Origin of the sequence: Micromonospora sp. NPDC023633, assembly GCF_040640035.1 — a bacterium.
Taxonomy (GTDB): Bacteria; Actinomycetota; Actinomycetes; order Mycobacteriales; family Micromonosporaceae; genus Micromonospora.
The window spans coordinates 13358-30971 of record NZ_JBFABB010000086.1 but is presented as its reverse complement, the minus strand read 5'-3'; the positions used below and the strand labels follow the sequence as shown (position 1 = coordinate 30971).

14 protein-coding genes are annotated in these 17614 nt (G+C 72.0%); 7 read left to right on the top strand and 7 right to left on the bottom strand.

The features are described 5' to 3' along the window. Both AB0G13_RS23970 and AB0G13_RS23965 read left to right on the top strand, forming a co-directional pair. Window positions 1-2496, top strand: a 2496-nt coding sequence (locus tag AB0G13_RS23970) for a transglycosylase domain-containing protein (RefSeq protein WP_357878105.1), incomplete at its 5' end; no start/stop codon positions are given. Between the two features lie 117 nt (window positions 2497-2613). Further along, window positions 2614-4119, top strand: coding sequence for a glycosyltransferase 87 family protein (locus AB0G13_RS23965; RefSeq protein ID WP_357878102.1), 1506 nt, complete (start codon window positions 2614-2616; stop codon window positions 4117-4119). Between the two features lie 49 nt (window positions 4120-4168). Here AB0G13_RS23965 and AB0G13_RS23960 read toward each other — a convergent pair whose 3' ends face one another. After that, window positions 4169-6607 (bottom strand): hypothetical protein, encoded by a 2439-nt coding sequence (locus AB0G13_RS23960; protein WP_357878099.1) that lies wholly within the window; start codon window positions 6605-6607, stop codon window positions 4169-4171. Continuing rightward, window positions 6604-7395, bottom strand: coding sequence for a deoxyribonuclease IV (locus tag AB0G13_RS23955; protein WP_357878096.1), 792 nt, complete (start codon window positions 7393-7395; stop codon window positions 6604-6606). Before AB0G13_RS23955 ends, AB0G13_RS23960 begins: the two co-directional genes overlap by 4 nt. 638 nt (window positions 7396-8033) lie before the next feature. Here AB0G13_RS23955 and rpsF point away from each other — a divergent pair. The 4 genes from rpsF (at window position 8034) to rplI (ending at window position 9683) form a co-directional block, all read left to right on the top strand. Beyond that, window positions 8034-8324, top strand: coding sequence for a 30S ribosomal protein S6 (gene rpsF / locus AB0G13_RS23950; protein ID WP_121397433.1), 291 nt, complete (start codon window positions 8034-8036; stop codon window positions 8322-8324). Between the two features lie 80 nt (window positions 8325-8404). Then, window positions 8405-8941 carry a single-stranded DNA-binding protein gene (locus AB0G13_RS23945; RefSeq protein WP_172896610.1) on the top strand — a complete coding sequence of 179 codons (537 nt, stop codon included), beginning with the start codon at window positions 8405-8407 and terminating at the stop codon, window positions 8939-8941. 41 nt (window positions 8942-8982) lie between these two features. Further along, entirely contained in the window at window positions 8983-9222 is a 240-nt protein-coding gene (gene rpsR / locus AB0G13_RS23940; protein ID WP_007073789.1) for a 30S ribosomal protein S18, read from the top strand. A gap of 14 nt (window positions 9223-9236) precedes the next feature. Then, entirely contained in the window at window positions 9237-9683 is a 447-nt protein-coding gene (gene rplI / locus AB0G13_RS23935; protein ID WP_101413423.1) for a 50S ribosomal protein L9, read from the top strand. A 103-nt stretch (window positions 9684-9786) separates the two neighbouring features. Here rplI and AB0G13_RS23930 read toward each other — a convergent pair whose 3' ends face one another. Then, complete coding sequence (locus AB0G13_RS23930; RefSeq protein WP_357878093.1) at window positions 9787-11298, bottom strand: hypothetical protein; 1512 nt, start codon at window positions 11296-11298, stop codon at window positions 9787-9789. A gap of 378 nt (window positions 11299-11676) precedes the next feature. Here AB0G13_RS23930 and AB0G13_RS23925 point away from each other — a divergent pair, with 378 nt between their 5' ends. Beyond that, on the top strand, window positions 11677-14379 hold the full coding sequence (locus AB0G13_RS23925; RefSeq protein WP_357878090.1) for a replicative DNA helicase: 2703 nt from the start codon (window positions 11677-11679) through the stop codon (window positions 14377-14379). A gap of 15 nt (window positions 14380-14394) precedes the next feature. Here the strand turns inward: AB0G13_RS23925 and AB0G13_RS23920 are convergent, their stop codons facing one another. The 4 genes from AB0G13_RS23920 to AB0G13_RS23905 all read right to left on the bottom strand — a co-directional run bounded on the left by AB0G13_RS23920 (window position 14395) and on the right by AB0G13_RS23905 (window position 17586). After that, on the bottom strand, window positions 14395-15081 hold the full coding sequence (locus AB0G13_RS23920; RefSeq protein WP_357878087.1) for a maleylpyruvate isomerase N-terminal domain-containing protein: 687 nt from the start codon (window positions 15079-15081) through the stop codon (window positions 14395-14397). A 116-nt stretch (window positions 15082-15197) separates the two neighbouring features. Then, window positions 15198-15617, bottom strand: a complete 420-nt coding sequence (locus AB0G13_RS23915) for a zf-TFIIB domain-containing protein (RefSeq protein ID WP_357878084.1) — start codon at window positions 15615-15617, stop codon at window positions 15198-15200. A gap of 22 nt (window positions 15618-15639) precedes the next feature. Next, window positions 15640-16272, bottom strand: a complete 633-nt coding sequence (locus AB0G13_RS23910) for a phosphoribosyltransferase family protein (protein WP_357878081.1) — start codon at window positions 16270-16272, stop codon at window positions 15640-15642. 9 nt (window positions 16273-16281) lie between these two features. Next, on the bottom strand, window positions 16282-17586 hold the full coding sequence (locus tag AB0G13_RS23905; protein WP_357878078.1) for a glycosyltransferase 87 family protein: 1305 nt from the start codon (window positions 17584-17586) through the stop codon (window positions 16282-16284). Window positions 17587-17614 lie beyond the last annotated feature (28 nt).

The following is a 17614-nucleotide window of genomic DNA, read 5'->3' as shown; positions in this document are numbered from 1 at the left end:
GTCGCTGCCGCCCCGGCCGGACGGGCCAGCGTCGGGTCTGCGGCCGTCGGCGGCGTCGGCGGCCGGGCCTCGGCGCGGGCGAGCGTCTCGCCGGTCTCGGGCGGCCCGGGTGGGCCTGGCGGTCCCGGGGGTCCGACGGGCCCCGGCCGCGGTGGCCGCGGTGCGGGTGGTCCTGCTGGCGCTGGGCGGTCGAAGAAGCGCAAGCGGGTGAACCTGCTGATCGCCAGCTTCGCCGTCTTCATCATGCTCGCCGGGCTCGGCGTGGTCGGCTTCACCTACTACTCGACCAACGTCGTCCTCCCCGAGGACACCACGCCGCCGCAGGCGACCACCCTCTACGCGTTCGACAACAAGACGATCATCGCGAAGGTCGGCACGCAGAACCGGACCCTGGTCACCATCGACCAGATCCCGCAGCACGTGCAGGACGCGGTCGCGGCGGCCGAGGACCGGAACTTCTACCAGCACTCCGGTGTGGACTACAAGGGCATCGTCCGGGCCGCGTGGAACAACGTCACCGGCGGCGACAAGCAGGGTGCCTCCACCATCACCCAGCAGTACGCCCGCAACGCCTTCGACAGCCTCAACGAGGACACCTACGCCCGGAAGGTCAAGGAGGCGATCTTCGCCTCCAAGCTGAACGACGAGTACACCAAGCCGCAGATCATGCAGCACTACCTGAACATCATCTACTTCGGGCGGGGCGCGCACGGCATCGAGGCGGCGGCGCAGACGTACTTCCGCAAGCCGGCAAAGGAACTCAGTGTCGCCGAGGGCGCGGTCCTCGCCGCGCTGATCAAGCAGCCGGAGGCCGCCGCGGGCCACAGGGGCTACGACCCGGCGGTCAATCCCACCGACGCCAAGTCCCGCTGGGATTACGTGATCAGCGGCATGGTCGCCGAGGGCTGGCTGAACGCCCCGGGCAAGCCGGCGGCGCCGACCGAGTACCCGACGAAGACCCTGAAGAAGCCGAACCAGGGCGGCGCTGGCCTCGACTACGGCGTCGACACCCCGTATGGCAACGTGATCAACTACGTCAAGCAGGAGATGCGGGACAAGGGCATCTGCGTCGACAAGGAGGAGCAGGTTACCGACGACAAGCCGCTCTGTTCCCAGGCGCTGATGTCGGGCGGCTACAAGATCCGCACCACGATCGACACGAAGATCCAGAAGGCGGCGGTCGACACCGCCCAGCGCAGCAGGAAGGGGTCGGAGCTCTCCGACCAGCCGTCGAACCTGATGGCGGCGGTGGTGGCCATCGACCCGAAGAACGGTCGCGTACTCGCGTACTACGGCGGCGACAACGGCACCGGCACCGACTACGCCGGCAAGAACACCGACGCCGCCGGAAACATCACGGGTGGCCATCCGCCGGGCTCGAGCTTCAAGATCTACACGCTGGCGGCGGCGCTCAAGGAGGGCAAGGCCCTCGAGTCGATCTGGAAGGGCAGGGCGTTCGTTCCGAAGGACACCACGTTCAAGGTCAGCAACGCCGGCGACGACAATCCGGATTGCGGCAACTCCTGCACGCTGACGGTCTCCACCCTCAAGTCGCTGAACGTGCCGTTCTACCACGTCACCGAGGAGATCGGCCCGGACAAGGTCGTCGACATGGCGGCCAAGGCCGGGGTCAGCATGATGTGGCGGTCGGACACCAACCCGCCGAAGGGCTACGACCTCACCAAGGAAGACCCGGCAAAGGTTGCGCACCCCGCCGGTCCGTTCTTCCACGTCGTCGGCTACGGCCAGTACCCGATCACCGTCCTGGACCACGCCAACGGCGTCGCCACCTTCGCCAACCAGGGCCGCTACCACAAGGCCCACTTCCTCTACTCGGTCGAGAAGAGGGACGAGGTGACGGGCAGGTGGAAGAAGATCGCCGACGAGGGTCGCCTCAAGGGGGACCAGCGGATCGACAAGGACGTCGTGGCGGACGTGACCTCGGTGCTGGAGCAGTACCCGGGGCGGGTCAACCACGAGCTCGACGGCGGGCGGAAGGCAGCCTCCAAGACCGGCACCTGGGAACTCAAGTCGGGCAGCGAGGACAACGGCGACGCCTGGATGATCGGCTACACCCCGCAGATCGCGACCGCCGTCTGGGTCGGCAACAAGGATGCCCGCAAGCCTCTCAAGCTGAAGGACGGCACCAAGGTCGGCGGTTCCAACCTTCCCGGTGACATCTGGGAGCGGTTCATGGACGAGGCGCACAAGGGCAAGGAGAAGGCGGACTTCCCGCCCGCGGCGAACGTCGGCGACCCGACCACCGGCAACGGCGAGAAGCCCCCGCCGCCCCCGCCGCCCTCGCCCGGCCCGCCAACCTGCGATCCTCTCGGCCTGTTCTGCCCGCCGGGCGGCAACAACGGTGGCGGGAACAACGGCGGTGGCAACCCTCCGGGCGGCCCCACCGCGCCCACCGCCCCGACCGATCCGCGGCCGGGCGGGAACGGCGGCGGCGGGCTGCTACCGACCCTGACGCCCCGACCAGACGAAGACTGATCGACGAACGCCGCCGGCGGCCGGAGCACCTCTCCGGCCGCCGGCGGCGTTTCGCGTACCGACGTGTCGTAAGAGAGAGGGGACGCGGAGGCCAGATGTACGGCAGGATGCACCTTCATGAGCACGCAGTCGACGCGAGGCATCGACGACGCCGGTGCCCCTGACCACCCGTCCCGCTCCGACGGCTTCGTCCGGGGCGTCTCCGGCGCCATCGGCGGTCCCCTGGGCGACCACGCCGTCGCGCTGGACCGGCCCGCCGGGCGGGAGAGTCGGTTCTGGACGGCGGCCCGCATCGTCCTGGCCCTGGTCTGCCTGACCCTGGCGTTGCACTGGGTGCAGAAGTCGCCCTGCCAGGACGGTGCCTGGCAGAACAACGTGCAGTACACCCGGTTCTGCTACACCGACGTGCTGGCGCTCTACTACGCCGAGCGGCTCAACGAGGGTGCGGTCCCCTACCAGGACCACCCCGTCGAGTATCCGGTGCTCACCGGGTATTTCATGGGCGCGCTCGGCCTGCCCGTGCACGCCCTCGGCCAGAACGACCCGGGGATCAACCAGGGCATGTGGTTCTACAACCTGAACGCGCTGGTGCTCGGTGCGCTGGCGGTCGCCACGGTGGCGGTGATCCTCGCCCTGCGCCGCCGCCGACCGTGGGACGCCGCGCTCTTCGCGCTCGCCCCCGCGCTGATGCTCACCGCCACGGTCAACTGGGACCTGCTCGCCATCGGCCTGGCCGCGTTCGGCCTCTTCGCCTGGGCCCGCAGCCGCCCGTTGGCGGCCGGCGTCCTGCTCGGTCTCGCCGGGGCGGCCAAGATGTGGCCGCTGTTCATCCTCGGCCCCATCCTGGTGCTGGCGCTGCGCGCCGGGCGGCTCCGCGCCGCCCTCACCGCCTTCGGCGCGGCCCTGGTGTCCCTGGTCGCCGTGAACCTGCCGGTCGCCATTCCCTACCAGGAGAACTGGGACCGCTTCTTCGAGCTGAACTCGACCCGGCCCATCGACTGGGGCACCCTCTGGTACATCGGGCGCTACCTGGACGGCAAGGTCGGCAGCGGCAACCCCGCCGACCTCGGGCCCTTCGAGTGGCTGAACGTCAACATCCCCACGCTGAACACCCTGTCGTACGCCCTCTTCGGGCTGGCCTGCCTCGGGGTGGCCGCGCTGGGGCTGCTGGCCCCGCGCCGGCCCCGGCTCGCCCAGCTCGCGTTCCTGGTGGTCGCCGCCTTCCTGATCTTCAGCAAGGTGTGGTCGCAGCAGTTCGTGCTCTGGCTGCTGCCGCTGGTGGTGCTCGCCCGCCCGAAGTGGGGCGCCTTCCTGGCCTGGCAACTGGCCGAGGTCTGCTACTTCGTGGCCTTCTACGGCGAGCTGCTCGGCGCGGCGACCAGCCGGCCGGTCTTCCCGGAGGGGGTCTTCGTGCTGGCGTCGACGCTGCGCCTGGCCACCGTGGTGGTGCTCTGCGTGCTCGTCGTGCGGGAGATCCTGCGGCCGGAACTGGACCCGGTGCGGCGGACCTACGCCGACGACCCGGACGGCGGGCTGCTCGACGGGGCCCCGGACGCGCCCTGGCTCGACCGCTGGCGACGCCGTCCCGAGGTGCCGGCCGAGCCGACGCCCGCCGCCGTCTGACCGATTTCCGGCCGTCGGAGGCGACCCCCGACGGCCGGGCGAACGCCGGTCAGAGGCGGTAGACGACCACGTCGCCGATCTCCTCGCGGGTGATGCCGAGCCCGTCGACCGGTGCGTCGACGGTGACCTCCCACGGCGTGCCGGCGATGTGGTCCCGCATCAGCAGCACGTTGTGGACCCCGAGGACGCGCAGGTAGTCGACGCTGACCTGGTCGGGGAAGGAGAGCGTCACGCGGCGTACGTCGTCGAGCTGCCGCGGCGTGAAGCCGCTCCCTCCGTTCACCACGTCCTGGAACCGGCTGGTGGACCAGAGCATCACCGGCTGGTCGAGGCTCTGGTTGCTCGGCAGCACCAGCAGCGGCCCGTCCACGGTCCGCATCGCGGCCGGCTGGGGCGGCACGATCGGGTGCGGCGTGGAGTTCAACCCCTCGCCGATCACCAGCACCAGCGGCAGGAGCGTGGCCAGCCGCAGCCACGGGCTCGGCCAGGAGGGGATCCGCTCGGCGGAGATCTCCCGGACCCGGGCGGCGAACGCGCTCACCGCGCCCGCCGCGAGCAGCCCGAGCAGCAGCGTCGTCCAGAGCATCAGCCGACCCGGCGTACGCAGGCCGTTCCAGCCGGGCAGGTGCTCGAACAGCGGCACGTAGGTGAAGGTGCCGTCGAAGAACCGGGTGCCCATGGCGAGCACCATCGTCACCACCACCCCGGCGAGCAGCAGCAGCCGGTGGCGCAGCTTCCACACCGAGAAGAAGAGTCCGCCGGCGGCGAGCGCGTAGAGCACGAAGCCGGGCAGCAGGGTCATCTCCGGGTGCCAGGGCAGCAGCGCCCGCGCCCCCTCGTGCAGCTCGCCCCAGACCCGCGACTCGGCGGGCGCGGTGAAGAAACCGCTCGCCGGCGGCGAGAAGATGCCGATGTCGCCGATGGAGCGCTTCGCGTTCGGGTGCGCCTCCGCCACCGTGAAGAACGGAATGGCCAGCAGCGCGCCGACGCCGGCGAAGAGCAGGCCGCCGACCAGGTCCGCGACCAGCAGCCGGCGGCCGAACGGCCGCTTGACCGGCCGGACCACCCATCGCCGCAGGAACCAGGTGACGGCCGCGACCAGCACGGTCCCGGCGAGGAAGTACGCGAACGGCAGCCCGATGCCGAAGCCGAGACTGAGTTGCCAGGCCGCGACCAACCAGCCGGCGTAGACCCAGCCGTCGTGCCGGCGCTCGGGGCGGTACCCGTGCCGCAGCGACCAGCCGTGCCCCCGGGCGAGCATGGCCAACGCCAGCGGGATGCCGCCGTTGGAGATCACGTGCAGGTGCCCGGCCTGGGCCAGCAGCCAGGGGGCGTAGGCGAAGCTCGCCCCGGCCACCGCGGAGCCGATCCGGCCCGCGCCGAGCTGCCGGGCCAGCGCGTACGCCCCGAGCGTGGCGAGCGCGTGGGCCAGCACGAACATGATGTTGTAGCGGAGCACGGCGGCCTCGGGGCCGGTGCCGATCATGCCCGCCGGGGCGTAGCCGAGCAGGGTGTCGGAGAAGGCGAAGCTCCACGGCTCCGGGAAGAAGGTGTTCGACTGCCACAGCTGCGCCGGGTTGGTCAGCAGGATGTGCCCCGACCAGGCCATCTGCCACGCCTGGAGGCTGGGGTCCCAGTAGTCCTGCGGCAGGGTGTGCCGCGGGTAGCGCAGCGTGGGCCAGGTCAGCAGCACGGCCAGCGCCAGCGAGGCGAGCGTCGCGAGCGTCCACTCGTGGATCAGCAGGCGGCCGACCGCCCGTGCGGCGCGCCCGATCCGGGAGGGCACCGGTTCGGGGGCGGACGCGAAGGCCTCCCACCGGTCCGGCTTGCCCTTGTCGCCCCCGTCCTTGCCGTCGGCGGGCTTGTCGCCGCCGGTGCCCGCGCCCTGGGCGCCGGTCCCGGCCCTGCCGGCCTCGTCCGCCGCACCAACCTCCGTGCCGGCCGCACCGTCCTTGCCGGCCTTGGGCTCGTCCTTGCCGGCAACGCCGTCCTTGCCGTCGGTCTTGCCAGCCGCGCGGGCCTTGGCGTCGGCCGTGCCAGTCCTGGTTCCGACCTCATCGGCCCCGCCGGCCTTGGTGTCGGCCTTCCCGTTCCTGGCCCCGGCCGCGTCGGCTGTCTCGGCCCCGCCAGCCTTGGCCTCGGGCCCGCCTGCCTTGGCCCGGGGCCCGTCGGCATCGGGCTGGGCCGCGGGAGCCTCGGCTTGCGCCGTGTCGGTCCTGGCGGCCGTGCCGGGGGCACCCGCCATGCCGGCTTCTCCGGCGCGGTCCGTCCTCTCGGCCGGGTCGGCCTTCGTGGCCGGGCCGGTCGCGTCGGACGGGCCTCCGGTCGGCTTTACGCCGCCGGCAACCGTACCGCCGGTGGTGCCGGCCCGGTCCGCGGCCTTCCGGCCGGCGGCGGCGCCCGGCGTGGCCGGAGCGGGGCCGGGGCCGGTGGGCGCGGCAGCGGCGTCGGCGCGGGAGCCGCCGGCGGCGGACTGCTCGGTCGTCATGCCGCCGGGCTCCCCGTGCCCAGTCGGTCACGCAGGAAGGCGATGTCGGCGCCCTGACCGTCGACCCCGCCCGGGGTCTCGACGATGACCGGTGCGCCGGCGGCGCGGATCACCGCCACGACCAGCTCCGGGTCGATCGTGCCGCCGTCGAGGTTGTCGTGCCGGTCCTGGCCCGAGTTGAACGCGCCCTTGGAGTTGTTGGCGTGCACCAGGTCGATCCGCCCGGTGATCGCCTTGACCCGGTCGACCAGGCCGAGCAGCTCCTCGCCGCCGGCGTGGGCGTGACAGGTGTCGAGGCAGAAGCCCACCTCGTGGTCGCCCACGGCGTCCCAGAGCCGGGCGAGCGCGTCGAGCCGCCGGGCGCACGCGTTGTCACCGCCGGCGGTGTTCTCGATCAGGACCGGCACGCCGAAGCCGCCGGAGTCCGCCGCGTACGCGAAGGTCTTGCGCCAGTTGTCGAAGCCGACCCCCAGGTCGTCGCCGGCGTTGACGTGCCCGCCGTGCACGATCAGCCCCTTCGCGCCGATGGCGGCGGCCGCCTGGGCGTGCCCGAGCAGCAGCTTGCGGCTGGGGATCCGGATCCGGTTGTTCAGGGTCGCGACGTTGATGACGTACGGCGCGTGCACGTAGAGGTCGACGTCCGCGGCCCGTAGCCGGTCCGCGTCCTCCCGTGGCTTCGGCGCCTTCCACCCCTGCGGGTCGGAGAGGAAGAACTGCACGGCCTCGGCCCCTCGGGCGGTCGCCTCCGCCATCGGGTCGGTCGAATCGACGTGGGCTCCGATACGCATGCACGGCAGCCTACGTCGCGTCGCCGACAGCAGGGATGACGGCGGTGGCGGACGCGCCGGCCCCACGCGTCACCTCCCGGCGTCGGCGTTCGTTGATGCGAGTGGGATCCACGGTTGCCGCAGCCGCCCGGAGCGCCGCTGGTCGGCCGGCCGGAGGCGCGTCGAACCGCCCGAGAGCGGGGGCACCCCCCGTCGCGCGGCCCGGCGCGGCGGGGGCCCGCCCTGACGGAACCGGGCTCATCGGGAAATTTGTCGGAGAATTCCGCCAATTCCTACAACAAGGGGCAAGAGCCGTTGTAACGTCAGGTAACAACACGATAAAGCTCCGCGGGGCGTCCCCGGTCCAACCTCATCGGTGTGGTCGTTCCTCCCCAGGTCCCACCCAAGGAATGCGGACGGGACGCCCCGCGGCCTCGTGTACGGGGGCTCGCATCGACACCGACGTCGACGCGAGCCCCCGTCTTCTTGCCCTCCCAGCAGGCCCCCCCGACCACCCCGGGCATGATCGTCCGGACCGGGTATCCTGGTCCGGTTGTCCGCGTCCGGCCGGGTTCCCCCGGAACCGGCGTGGGCCACGACGCACGACCTCCTGCCACGGAAGGACCGTGGCCGCTTAGCCCACAGGAGGTGAGCACGTCTTGCGTCATTACGAAGTAATGGTGATCCTCGACCCCAGCCTCGAGGAGCGCACCGTCGCCCCGTCGCTCGACACGTACCTGAACGTGATCCGGACCGCGGGTGGCTCGGTGGAGAAGACCGACGTGTGGGGCCGCCGGCGCCTCGCGTACGAGATCAACAAGAAGGCCGAAGGCATCTACGCCGTCATCGACCTGCAGGCGACGCCCGCAGCGGTGGCCGAGCTGGACCGTCAGCTGCGGCTCAACGAGTCCGTGCTGCGCACCAAGGTCATCCGGCCGGAGATGCGCTAAAGCATTCAACCCGGTTCACCCGGATCAGCCTCATCGGCACTGTCGGAGGGCTCTGAGAGCCTGTACGGCAGTACAGATGAGTGCGCGAGGAGATGGTCATGGCAGGAGACACCACCATCACGGTCATCGGCAACCTGACCGATGACCCCGAGTTGCGGTTCACCCCCTCCGGTGCGGCGGTCGCCAAGTTCCGGGTCGCTTCGACGCCCCGGTTCATGGACAAGGCCTCCGGTGAGTGGAAGGACGGCGAGCCGCTCTTCCTGGCGTGCACCGTGTGGCGGCAGGCGGCGGAGCACGTCGCCGAGTCGCTCCAGCGGGGCGCCCGCGTGATCGTCTCGGGTCGGCTGCGTCAGCGGTCGTACGAGACGCGCGAGGGCGAGAAGCGCACCGTCATCGAGCTCGAGGTCGACGAGATCGGCCCGTCGCTGCGCTACGCCACGGCGAAGGTGCAGAAGATGTCCCGCTCCGGCGGCGGTGGCGGCGGCTTCGGCGGTGGTGGTGGAGGCGGCCAGGGCGGCGGCGGAGGCAACTTCGACGACCCCTGGGCCTCGGCTGCGCCAGCACCCTCGCGCGGTGGTTCGGGTGGCGGCAACTTCGACGAGGAGCCCCCGTTCTAATGGCGCCGAGCGCCCGCGATCGCAAACCAGGAGCACGAGCAATGGCCAAGGCCGCTGCACTTCGCAAGCCGAAGAAGAAGGTGAACCCGCTCGACAAGGACGGGATCACCTACATCGATTACAAGGACACCGCGCTGCTGCGCAAGTTCATCTCCGACCGCGGCAAGATCCGCGCTCGGCGGGTGACCGGCGTGACCTCGCAGCAGCAGCGGCAGATCGCCCGTGCGGTCAAGAACGCCCGTGAGATGGCGCTCCTGCCGTACACGGCCACGGCCCGCTGAGAGGAGGCACCGATATGAAGATCATCCTGACTCAGGAGGTGTCCGGCCTCGGTGCCCCGGGCGACATCGTCGAGGTCAAGAACGGCTACGGCCGTAACTACCTGCTGCCGCAGGGCTTCGCGATCGCCTGGACCAAGGGTGCGGAGAAGCAGGTCACGGTCATCAAGCGGGCCCGCTCGGCCCGGGAGATCCGCGACCTCGGCCACGCCAACGAGGTCAAGGGCCAGCTCGAGGGCCTCAAGGTCAACCTGAAGGCCCGCGCCGGCGACGGTGGTCGGCTCTTCGGCTCGGTCACCCCGGCCGAGATCGTCGACGCCGTCAAGGCCGCCGGTGGTCCGGTCCTCGACCGTCGTCGGCTGGAGCTGTCCGGTCCCATCAAGTCGACCGGCTCCTACCCGGTGCAGATCAAGCTGCACCCCGAGGTGACCGCCAAGTTCGACCTCAACGTCGTCCAGGGCTGACACCTCACCCCAGCACCACGACAGGGCCCGCACCGACCGGTGCGGGCCCTGTTCGCCGTACGGTCGGCGTCGCGCTCCCGGCCGCACGGGCCGAGGCGGCGCGTCAGCCGATCGGCTGGCCGGTCACCGCGCTGATCATCACCGTCGAGACGCCGCCGCCGACCACGGCCGCCGCCAGCGCGACGCTGGCCGAGCGCCACGTCGTCCCGACCCGGCGCAGCAGCAGCGCCACCACCAGGCTGCTGGCCAACGCCAACCCGAAGCGCGGCAGGCCCGACGCCAGCGAGCCCAGCGCCCGCGACCGCGGCGAGTCGCAACCCCCTCCGCTGATGTCCGTGACGCACCCCGCCGGCACCTGCCCGTCCAGGGTCAGCAACCAGACGAAGATCAGCACCGCCGGCACCAGATAGCAGGCGACCGTGTAGAGCAGCGACCGCCACGGCCCGCCCGGATCGGGATCGAGCAGGTCGTCCTCGATGCGACGGCCCCGGGCCCCCGCCCCGGCGGTCCCGGCCCGACGGCGTACGGCCGACGTCGCCGCACCGACCGGCTCCGCCCCCCGCCGACGCGGCGCCGGACGCGGCCGCGGCGCGGAGTAGGGCACCACCGGTGACCGGGGCGCCGACACCGGCGGATCCATCCACCGGGGATCGTCGCCCGCCAGCCGCGTGCCCGACCAGAAACCCTCGTGCCGGTCGTCCCGCCCCGGCCAGGGCCACTCCTGGACAGCGCCCCCGCCGGAACCCGGCGCGGTCCGGTCCCACCCACCGCCGTCGGAATACCGCTCCCACTGGCCGGTGTCGTCGGGCTGCTGCCACTGCCCGGTGCCGTCGGTCCGGTCCGACCGGCCGGTGCCGGCGTGGTCCCAGCGGTCGACCTCGCCGGCCGGACGCCACGCGTGCACACCCGACGCGTCCCACGCGTCCACGCACGGAGGACGGGACGGCGGCGTACCGGACCCGGCGGGGTGCGACCCCCGGTCCCAGGGATCGACGGCCGGCCGGTCCTCCACCGCCCGCCGGCCCCGCCGCTCGGCCTCCCGCTCCGGTACGGGCCCGGACGCGTCCGCCTGCTCCAGGCCGGACCAGACGACCTGCGGGCGGTCAGCCGGCAGGCGCCTCGGACGGCTCGACGGCACCGCGTGAGAGACCGGGTCGTCCTCGGCCCGCCGCCGCCCGGAGTATCCCCGCTCCTGCGGGTGCTCGAACGTCCACTCCCCGGTGTGCTCCGACTCCGGTGCCGCGCCGATCGCCGGGGCCTCGCGCCAGCTCGTCTCGCTGACCCGGCGCAAACTGCTCGTGGTCTCGGTGGTCCGCCAGGCACCGCCGGACTGCGGCGGGTCGGCCCCGGTCTGCACCCCGTCGTCGGGCGCGGCGTGCCGGCCGCCGCCGTCCGCGCGGCGGACTCCCGACTCCACTGCCCAACGTGGCAGGTAGCTGTCGACCGGCTCCCGATCGCCGCGCTCGACGGCCCGGCGGCGACTCGGCGTGCGGTGCCGAGCGGTGGCGCGCTCGTAGGGATCGGCCGGTGCCGGGTCGGCGGGATCGTCCCAGGGGGCGACCGGCCGTCGCTCGCGCGGACCATCCTCTCCGCGTCCCCAGTCCCGGTTACTCACGGCGGGAGCGTGACCCTTCTCGACCGATGGCGCAATCCGCTGTCCAGGTGTAGCCGTTCGCTGGAGATAGTACGGGACGTTCGACCACGCAGTTCGACCGAAAACTTGCCATCCACAGGTTGGGGATTACGTTTACCCAGTTCAGAGCGCTGCGGTGGAGAATTCCCCAGCCGTTGTCCACAGGCTGTGCACACCCTGCGCACATGCTTGTCCACCGGCGTCCACAGGTTGTCCCGAGGCTCGTCCACCGACGTGGTTGAGGGGCTGACCTCGGGTTCCGTATGGTTGGCCCCCGACCGGCCGCGCGATGACCCCCGATCGACCGGCAGGTCGAGGTTGTCGTACCCCGGCGACCGGGCTGAATCCGGATCCGACGCAGTGGAGGGGGGACCCGTGTCGGTCACCGACGACATGCGGGCGGACTCGCGGTCGGGCGGGGGGCAGGCGTCCCCGCCGCCGCAGCGCGACGGCCAGTTCGACAAGACCCCGCCCCAGGACGTCGCCGCCGAGCAGTGCGTCCTCGGCGGCATGCTGCTGTCCAAGGACGCCATCGCCGACGTCGTCGAGATCCTCAAGACCAACGACTTCTACCGGCCGGTGCACGCCACCATCTTCGACACCATCCTGGAGATCTACGGCCGGGGCGAGCCAGCCGACTCCATCACGGTGGCGGCGGCCCTGGCCGACTCTGGCGACCTCGTCCGGATCGGCGGCGCTCCCTACCTGCACACGCTGATCGCCAGCGTGCCGACTGCCGCGAACGCGGCGTACTACGCGCGCATCGTCAGCGAGCGGGCGGTCCTGCGCCGCCTGGTCGAGGCCGGCACCAAGATCGTGCAACTGGGCTACGGCACGGGTCAGGGCGGCAGCCGCGACGTCGACGACATCGTCGACCTCGCCCAGCAGGCGGTCTACGACGTCACGGAGCGCCGCGTCAGCGAGGACTTCGCCGTGCTCGCCGACATGCTCCAGCCGACGCTGGACGAGATCGAGGCGGTGGGCGCCCAGGGCGGCGTGATGACCGGCGTCCCGACCGGCTTCACCGACCTGGACCGCCTGCTCAACGGCCTGCACGCGGGGCAGCTCGTGATCGTTGCCGGACGTCCTGGGTTGGGAAAATCGACCGCAAGTATGGATTTCGCCCGAAATGCCGCCATCAGGGCAAATCAGGCGTCAGCCATCTTCTCTCTGGAAATGAGCAAGGTCGAGATCGTCATGCGGCTGCTCTCGGCCGAGGCGCGGGTGCCGCTACACGTCCTGCGCAGCGGCCAGCTCTCCGACGACGACTGGACCAAGCTCGCCCGCTGCATGGGGGAGATCAGCGAGGCGCCGCTCTTCGTCGACGACACGCCGAGCATGAACCTGATGGAGATCCGGGCCAAGGCGCGCCGCCTCAAGCAGCGGCACGACCTCAAGCTGATCGTGGTCGACTATCTCCAGCTGATGACCTCCCCGAAGCGCACCGAGAGCCGGCAGCAGGAGGTCGCGGACCTCTCTCGTGGCCTGAAGCTGCTCGCCAAGGAGGTCGAGTGCCCGGTGATCGCGGTGAGCCAGCTGAACCGTGGCCCGGAGCAGCGCACCGACAAGCGACCGCAGCTGTCCGATCTGCGTGAATCGGGATGTTTGACAGCGGAGACCCGCTTGATCCGGGCCGACGACAACTCAGAGGTTACCCTCGGCGAACTCCTGGCGGCCGGCGCCGAGGAAGTCCCGGTCTGGGCGTTGGATGAGAGCCTTCGCTATGCCCCGAGGACGATGACGCATGTTTTCCCAAGCGGTCACCGGGAGGTGTTCCGCATGAAGCTGGCGTCGGGCAAACAGATCGACGCGACGACGAACCATCCATTCCTCACCTTCACCGGATGGGTGCCGCTCGGGGAGTTGATGCCGGGGACGCGTCTTGCCACGCCCAGGCACATACCGCCTCCACTCGCCGTTCGGCCGTGGGCGGAGGCCGAGGTTGTTCTGCTGGCACACCTCTTGGGCGACGGCTCGTTCGTGCGCCGCCAACCGATCCGGTACGCAAGTCGCGACGAGCAGAACCTTCAAGCCGTGGCGGAGGCGGCCAAGCACTTCGGCATCACGGCCGTTCGTGACGACTACGAAGCGGCCCGGGTCACGACCCTGAGGTTGCCCGCTCCCTATCGCCTCGCTCGTGGTCGGCGTAACCCGGTCGCCGAGTGGCTGGACGGTCTGGGGCTGTTCGGCCTGCGGTCGCATGAGAAGTTCATCCCGGCGTCCGTCTTCAGCATGCCGAAGGAGCAGATCACCCTCTTCCTGCGGCACCTCTGGGCAACGGACGGCTCGGTGACGGTGAACAAGTCCGGTCGGGGTGGCCGTGTCTACTTCTCGTCCACGAGCCGCCGAATGCTCGAAGACATCTCCCGCCTCCTGCTGCGGTACGGGATCAGCGCCCGCCTCAAGTTGGTGCGTGTCCACGGCTACCGGCCCCAGTACACCCTTGACGTGTCCGGCCGGGACGACCAACTGCGATTCCTTCGGGAGATTGGCGTGCACGGGGACAGGGCACGCAACTGCGCCGACCTGCTCGCATCTCTCGCGACCATCGGCAGCAACACCAACGTCGACACTGTTCCGCGCGAGGTGTGGGGCCGGGTGCGGGAGATCCTGGCGGAGACCGGTACGACGCATCGCGAATTCGCGGCGGCGATCGACACCAAGTTCTGTGGTAGCGCACTGTGGAAGCACGCGCCCAGTCGATCCAGGCTTGCGAAGGTCGCTTCGGTTCTGGACGCTGCCGATCTCGACCTGCACGCTACGAACGACATCTTCTGGGACGAGATCGTGTCGATCGAGTCTGTCGGTGAGCGTGACGTCTTCGACGCCACCGTCCTCGGAACTCACAACTTCATCGCCAACGGCATCGCCACCCACAACTCGATCGAGCAGGATGCCGACGTCGTCATCCTGCTGCACCGCGACGACTACTACGACAAGGAGTCGCCGCGGGCCGGGGAGGCGGATTTTATTGTTGCCAAGCACAGAAATGGTCCGACCGACACGGTGACGGTGGCCGCGCAGCTCCACCTGTCGCGCTTCGTCGACATGGCCATCGTCTGAGGACGGTTGCGCGGGTCAGCCCAGGAGGGGGAACCAGCCGGCGACCTCGCCGAGTTCGAGCTGGTCGCGGTCGGTGAGCGGCACGCGTCCGGTCGCCTTGAGCAGGTACTCCGCGTCGCTCCACGCGGCCGGGCGCACGGCGTCGTCGCTGAGCAGGCCGTCCATGGTGGCCACGGCGACGCGCGACGCGAGGGCCCCGGGCAGCGGCGCGTCGGGCAGGTCGAGGACCAGGTCCAGGTGGTGCACGACGGCCTCGGTGGTCAGGGTGGCGAGCAGGTCCGGCACCCGCAGCACGTGCCCCTGGGTGGTGACGTGGCCGTCGGGATCGGCCGCGCTCGCGGCGCGTACGGCGGCGGGGGCGGTGTCGGCCCAGCGCCGGACGATCCCGCTCGGGCGGTCGAAGGCGGCGGCGGAGCGGCGGGCCCACCAGGCGTGCCGGGCGCCGTCCCCGTCCTCGTCCTCGCCGGGCGGGAACGCGCGCCAGTAGCTCACGTCGTCCACGTCGGGCGGGCCCTCGGCGGGGCTGGCCAGCGCGACCAGCGCCCGCTGGGCGTCGCAGAGCACGTGGAAGAGCAGGTCCGCGACGAGCCAGCCCCGGCACCGGGTGGGCCGTTGCAGGTCGGCGTCGTCGAGGTCGGCGACGACCCGGGTGATCCCGTCGTACGCCTGCGCCAGCGGGTGGTGCAGCGTGTGCGGCGTCATGGGGTGCAGCGTCGCACGGCCGCCGCCCGCCGGCACGGCGAACGGGCGGTGACGGGAGGGTGCCGAACCACGGGTGACCGGGCCGGTCGAGGCGCCGACCCGGTCGACGGAGTGGCTCAGCCGAACATCTCGTCCAGGAAGCTCTTGTGCTTCTTGCGCTTGTAGTGCCCGTGGTAGCCGTGGTGCTGCTGGCCGTAGGCGGGGGCCGGCGGGTAGCCGTGCACCGGCGGGGGCGGCGGGACGGCGCCGTAGCCCGGCTGGTGCGGGGCCGGGGCGGGCGGCGGCGGGGGCGGCGGGGGCGGGTAGCCGCCCTGCTGGTGGCTCGGCTGGCCGGCGTAGCCGCCCTGCTGCTGGGCGGGCTGCCCCGGGGCCGTCCCACCCTGCTGGCGGTTCCAGTTGGCCTCCGCCTCGAACAGCTTCTCCAGCTCGCCGCGGTCGAGGAAGATTCCCCGGCACTCGCCGCACTGGTCGATGACGACGCCGCTGCGCTCGTACTGGCGCATTTCTCCGTGACACTTGGGACAGGTCAGGCTCATTCTCCGACCGTACCCGGTCGGGTCACGCGGTCGCTGTCAGCGCTTCCGTGACTTCGGCGTCGGCGACCTCGTGGAAGTCCTCGTAGTAGGCGCTGACCGCCATGAACTCCGGCGGGTGCTGGGCGCAGATGACCTGGTCGGCCTCGGCGACCAGCATCTCGTACGCCTCCTGCGAGCCGACCGGGACGGCGACCACGACCCGGCGGGCGCCGAGGTGGCGCGCGACCTGCACGGCGGCGCGGGCGGTGGCCCCGGTGGCCAGGCCGTCGTCGACGATCACGGCGGTGCGCCCGGTCAGGTCGAGCGGCGGCCGGCCGGCGCGGTAGAGCTGCTCCCGCCGTTCCAGCTCGGCCTGTTCCCGGCGGCGCACCTCGGCGACGTCGTCCGCGCCGAGCCGGCCGGCCACCGCGTCGTTGAGCACCTGCACGCCGCCGGGACCGAGCGCGCCGAAGGCCACCTCGGGCGCCCACGGCATGCCGAGTTTGCGCACGACGAGCACGTCCAGGGGTGCGCCGAGACGCTCGGCGACCACCCGGGCCACGGGCACGCCGCCGCGTACCAGCCCGAGCACGATGACGTCCGGTTCACCGATGAGGGCGGTGAGCCGGTCGGCGAGCGCCCGGCCCGCCTCTTCGCGGTCGCGGTAGGTGGTCATGCCTCAGGTCTACGCCGTGTCGCCGGCCTCCGCCCGCCAGTTCGCGGAAACCGTGGGGTGCAGGGCGGGCGCCCACGCCAGGAGGGCGAGCGGGTAGAGCAGGTAGCCGAAGCGGGTCGAGGGCATCAGCAGGATCGCGGCGAGCAGGCCGTACCCGCAGACCAAGGCGGCGGTGACGGCGGTGCGCGGCGGGCGGCGGGCGAGCCGGACGGCGATGGCCAGCCCGGCGGCGAGCAGCAGGGCGACGGCGACGGCGCGGCCGGCGGGCAGCGCGGTGGCGATCAGGTGGCCGGGGAACGGGGACTGCGCGGGGCTGGTCACCAGGCCGTGCCCGAGCGGGAAGCGGAGCACGTTCTCGACCAGCGCGTCGCGGTCGACGAGCAGGGCCGGCAGCAGTGCGGCGGCGGGCAGGCCGACCGCGCCCGCGGCGACCCGCAGGCCGGCGCGCCGGGTCAGGCCCCAGATGATCAGCACGAGGGCGACCGGCCAGGCGAAGAGCTTCAGCGCCCCGGCCAGGCCGACCGCGAGGCCGGCTCGGCCCGGCCGGCCGGTGGCGGCGAGGGCGAGGGCGAGCAGGCAGAGCGCGAGTACGGGCAGGTCGTCGCCGCCGGTGGCCAGGGTGAGCGCGCAGACCGGCAGGACGGTGGCGGCCTGTACGCCCCGGAGGACGGCGGCCCCGGTGGGGTCGGTCGGGGGCCGGTGGACGCCCCGGGTGAGGGCGCGGACCGCCAGGGCGAGCGCCAGCGCGGTACCGACGGCGAACCAGACGCGGGCGTCGGTCCACCAGGCGTCGACGGCCGCCCGGGGCAGCCCGAACAGTGCCATTCCGGGCTGGTACGGGGTGTAGCCGAGCAGCTGTTCGCCGGGTGGCAGGGCGGCGATCGCGTCGTGCCCGAGGTAGGGCGTGCCGGTGTCGGCCAGCCGCCGGCCGGACTCCTCGACGACCAGCACCTCCTCCTGCGCCCGGTCGGTGCGCCCGTCGGCCCGTTGGATGCTCTGCCAGGCCAGCGGGAGCAGGGCGGTGGTGCACCAGGCGAACCCGGTGACCGTCCAGCGGGCCGGCAGCCCGGCCAGCGGCGATCCGGGGTCGCGCCGGCGCAGCAGGAGCTGGCCGGTCGCCGCGAGGGCGGCGAGGAGGTATCCGACGGCGGCGACGGCGCCCCAGGCCCGGTGCGGGAGCAGGGTGGACGTGGCGGCGGTGATCCCGGCGAACGCCGCCGACGCGGCGTACAGGCCGAGGTCGAGGGCGAGGCCGCCAGCGGCGGAGTCGAGGGGCTGCCAGCCACGGCGGCGGGCGGTCGGGGCGGCGGTCACGCGGGCCAGTCTGGCAGCAGGTGCGCGT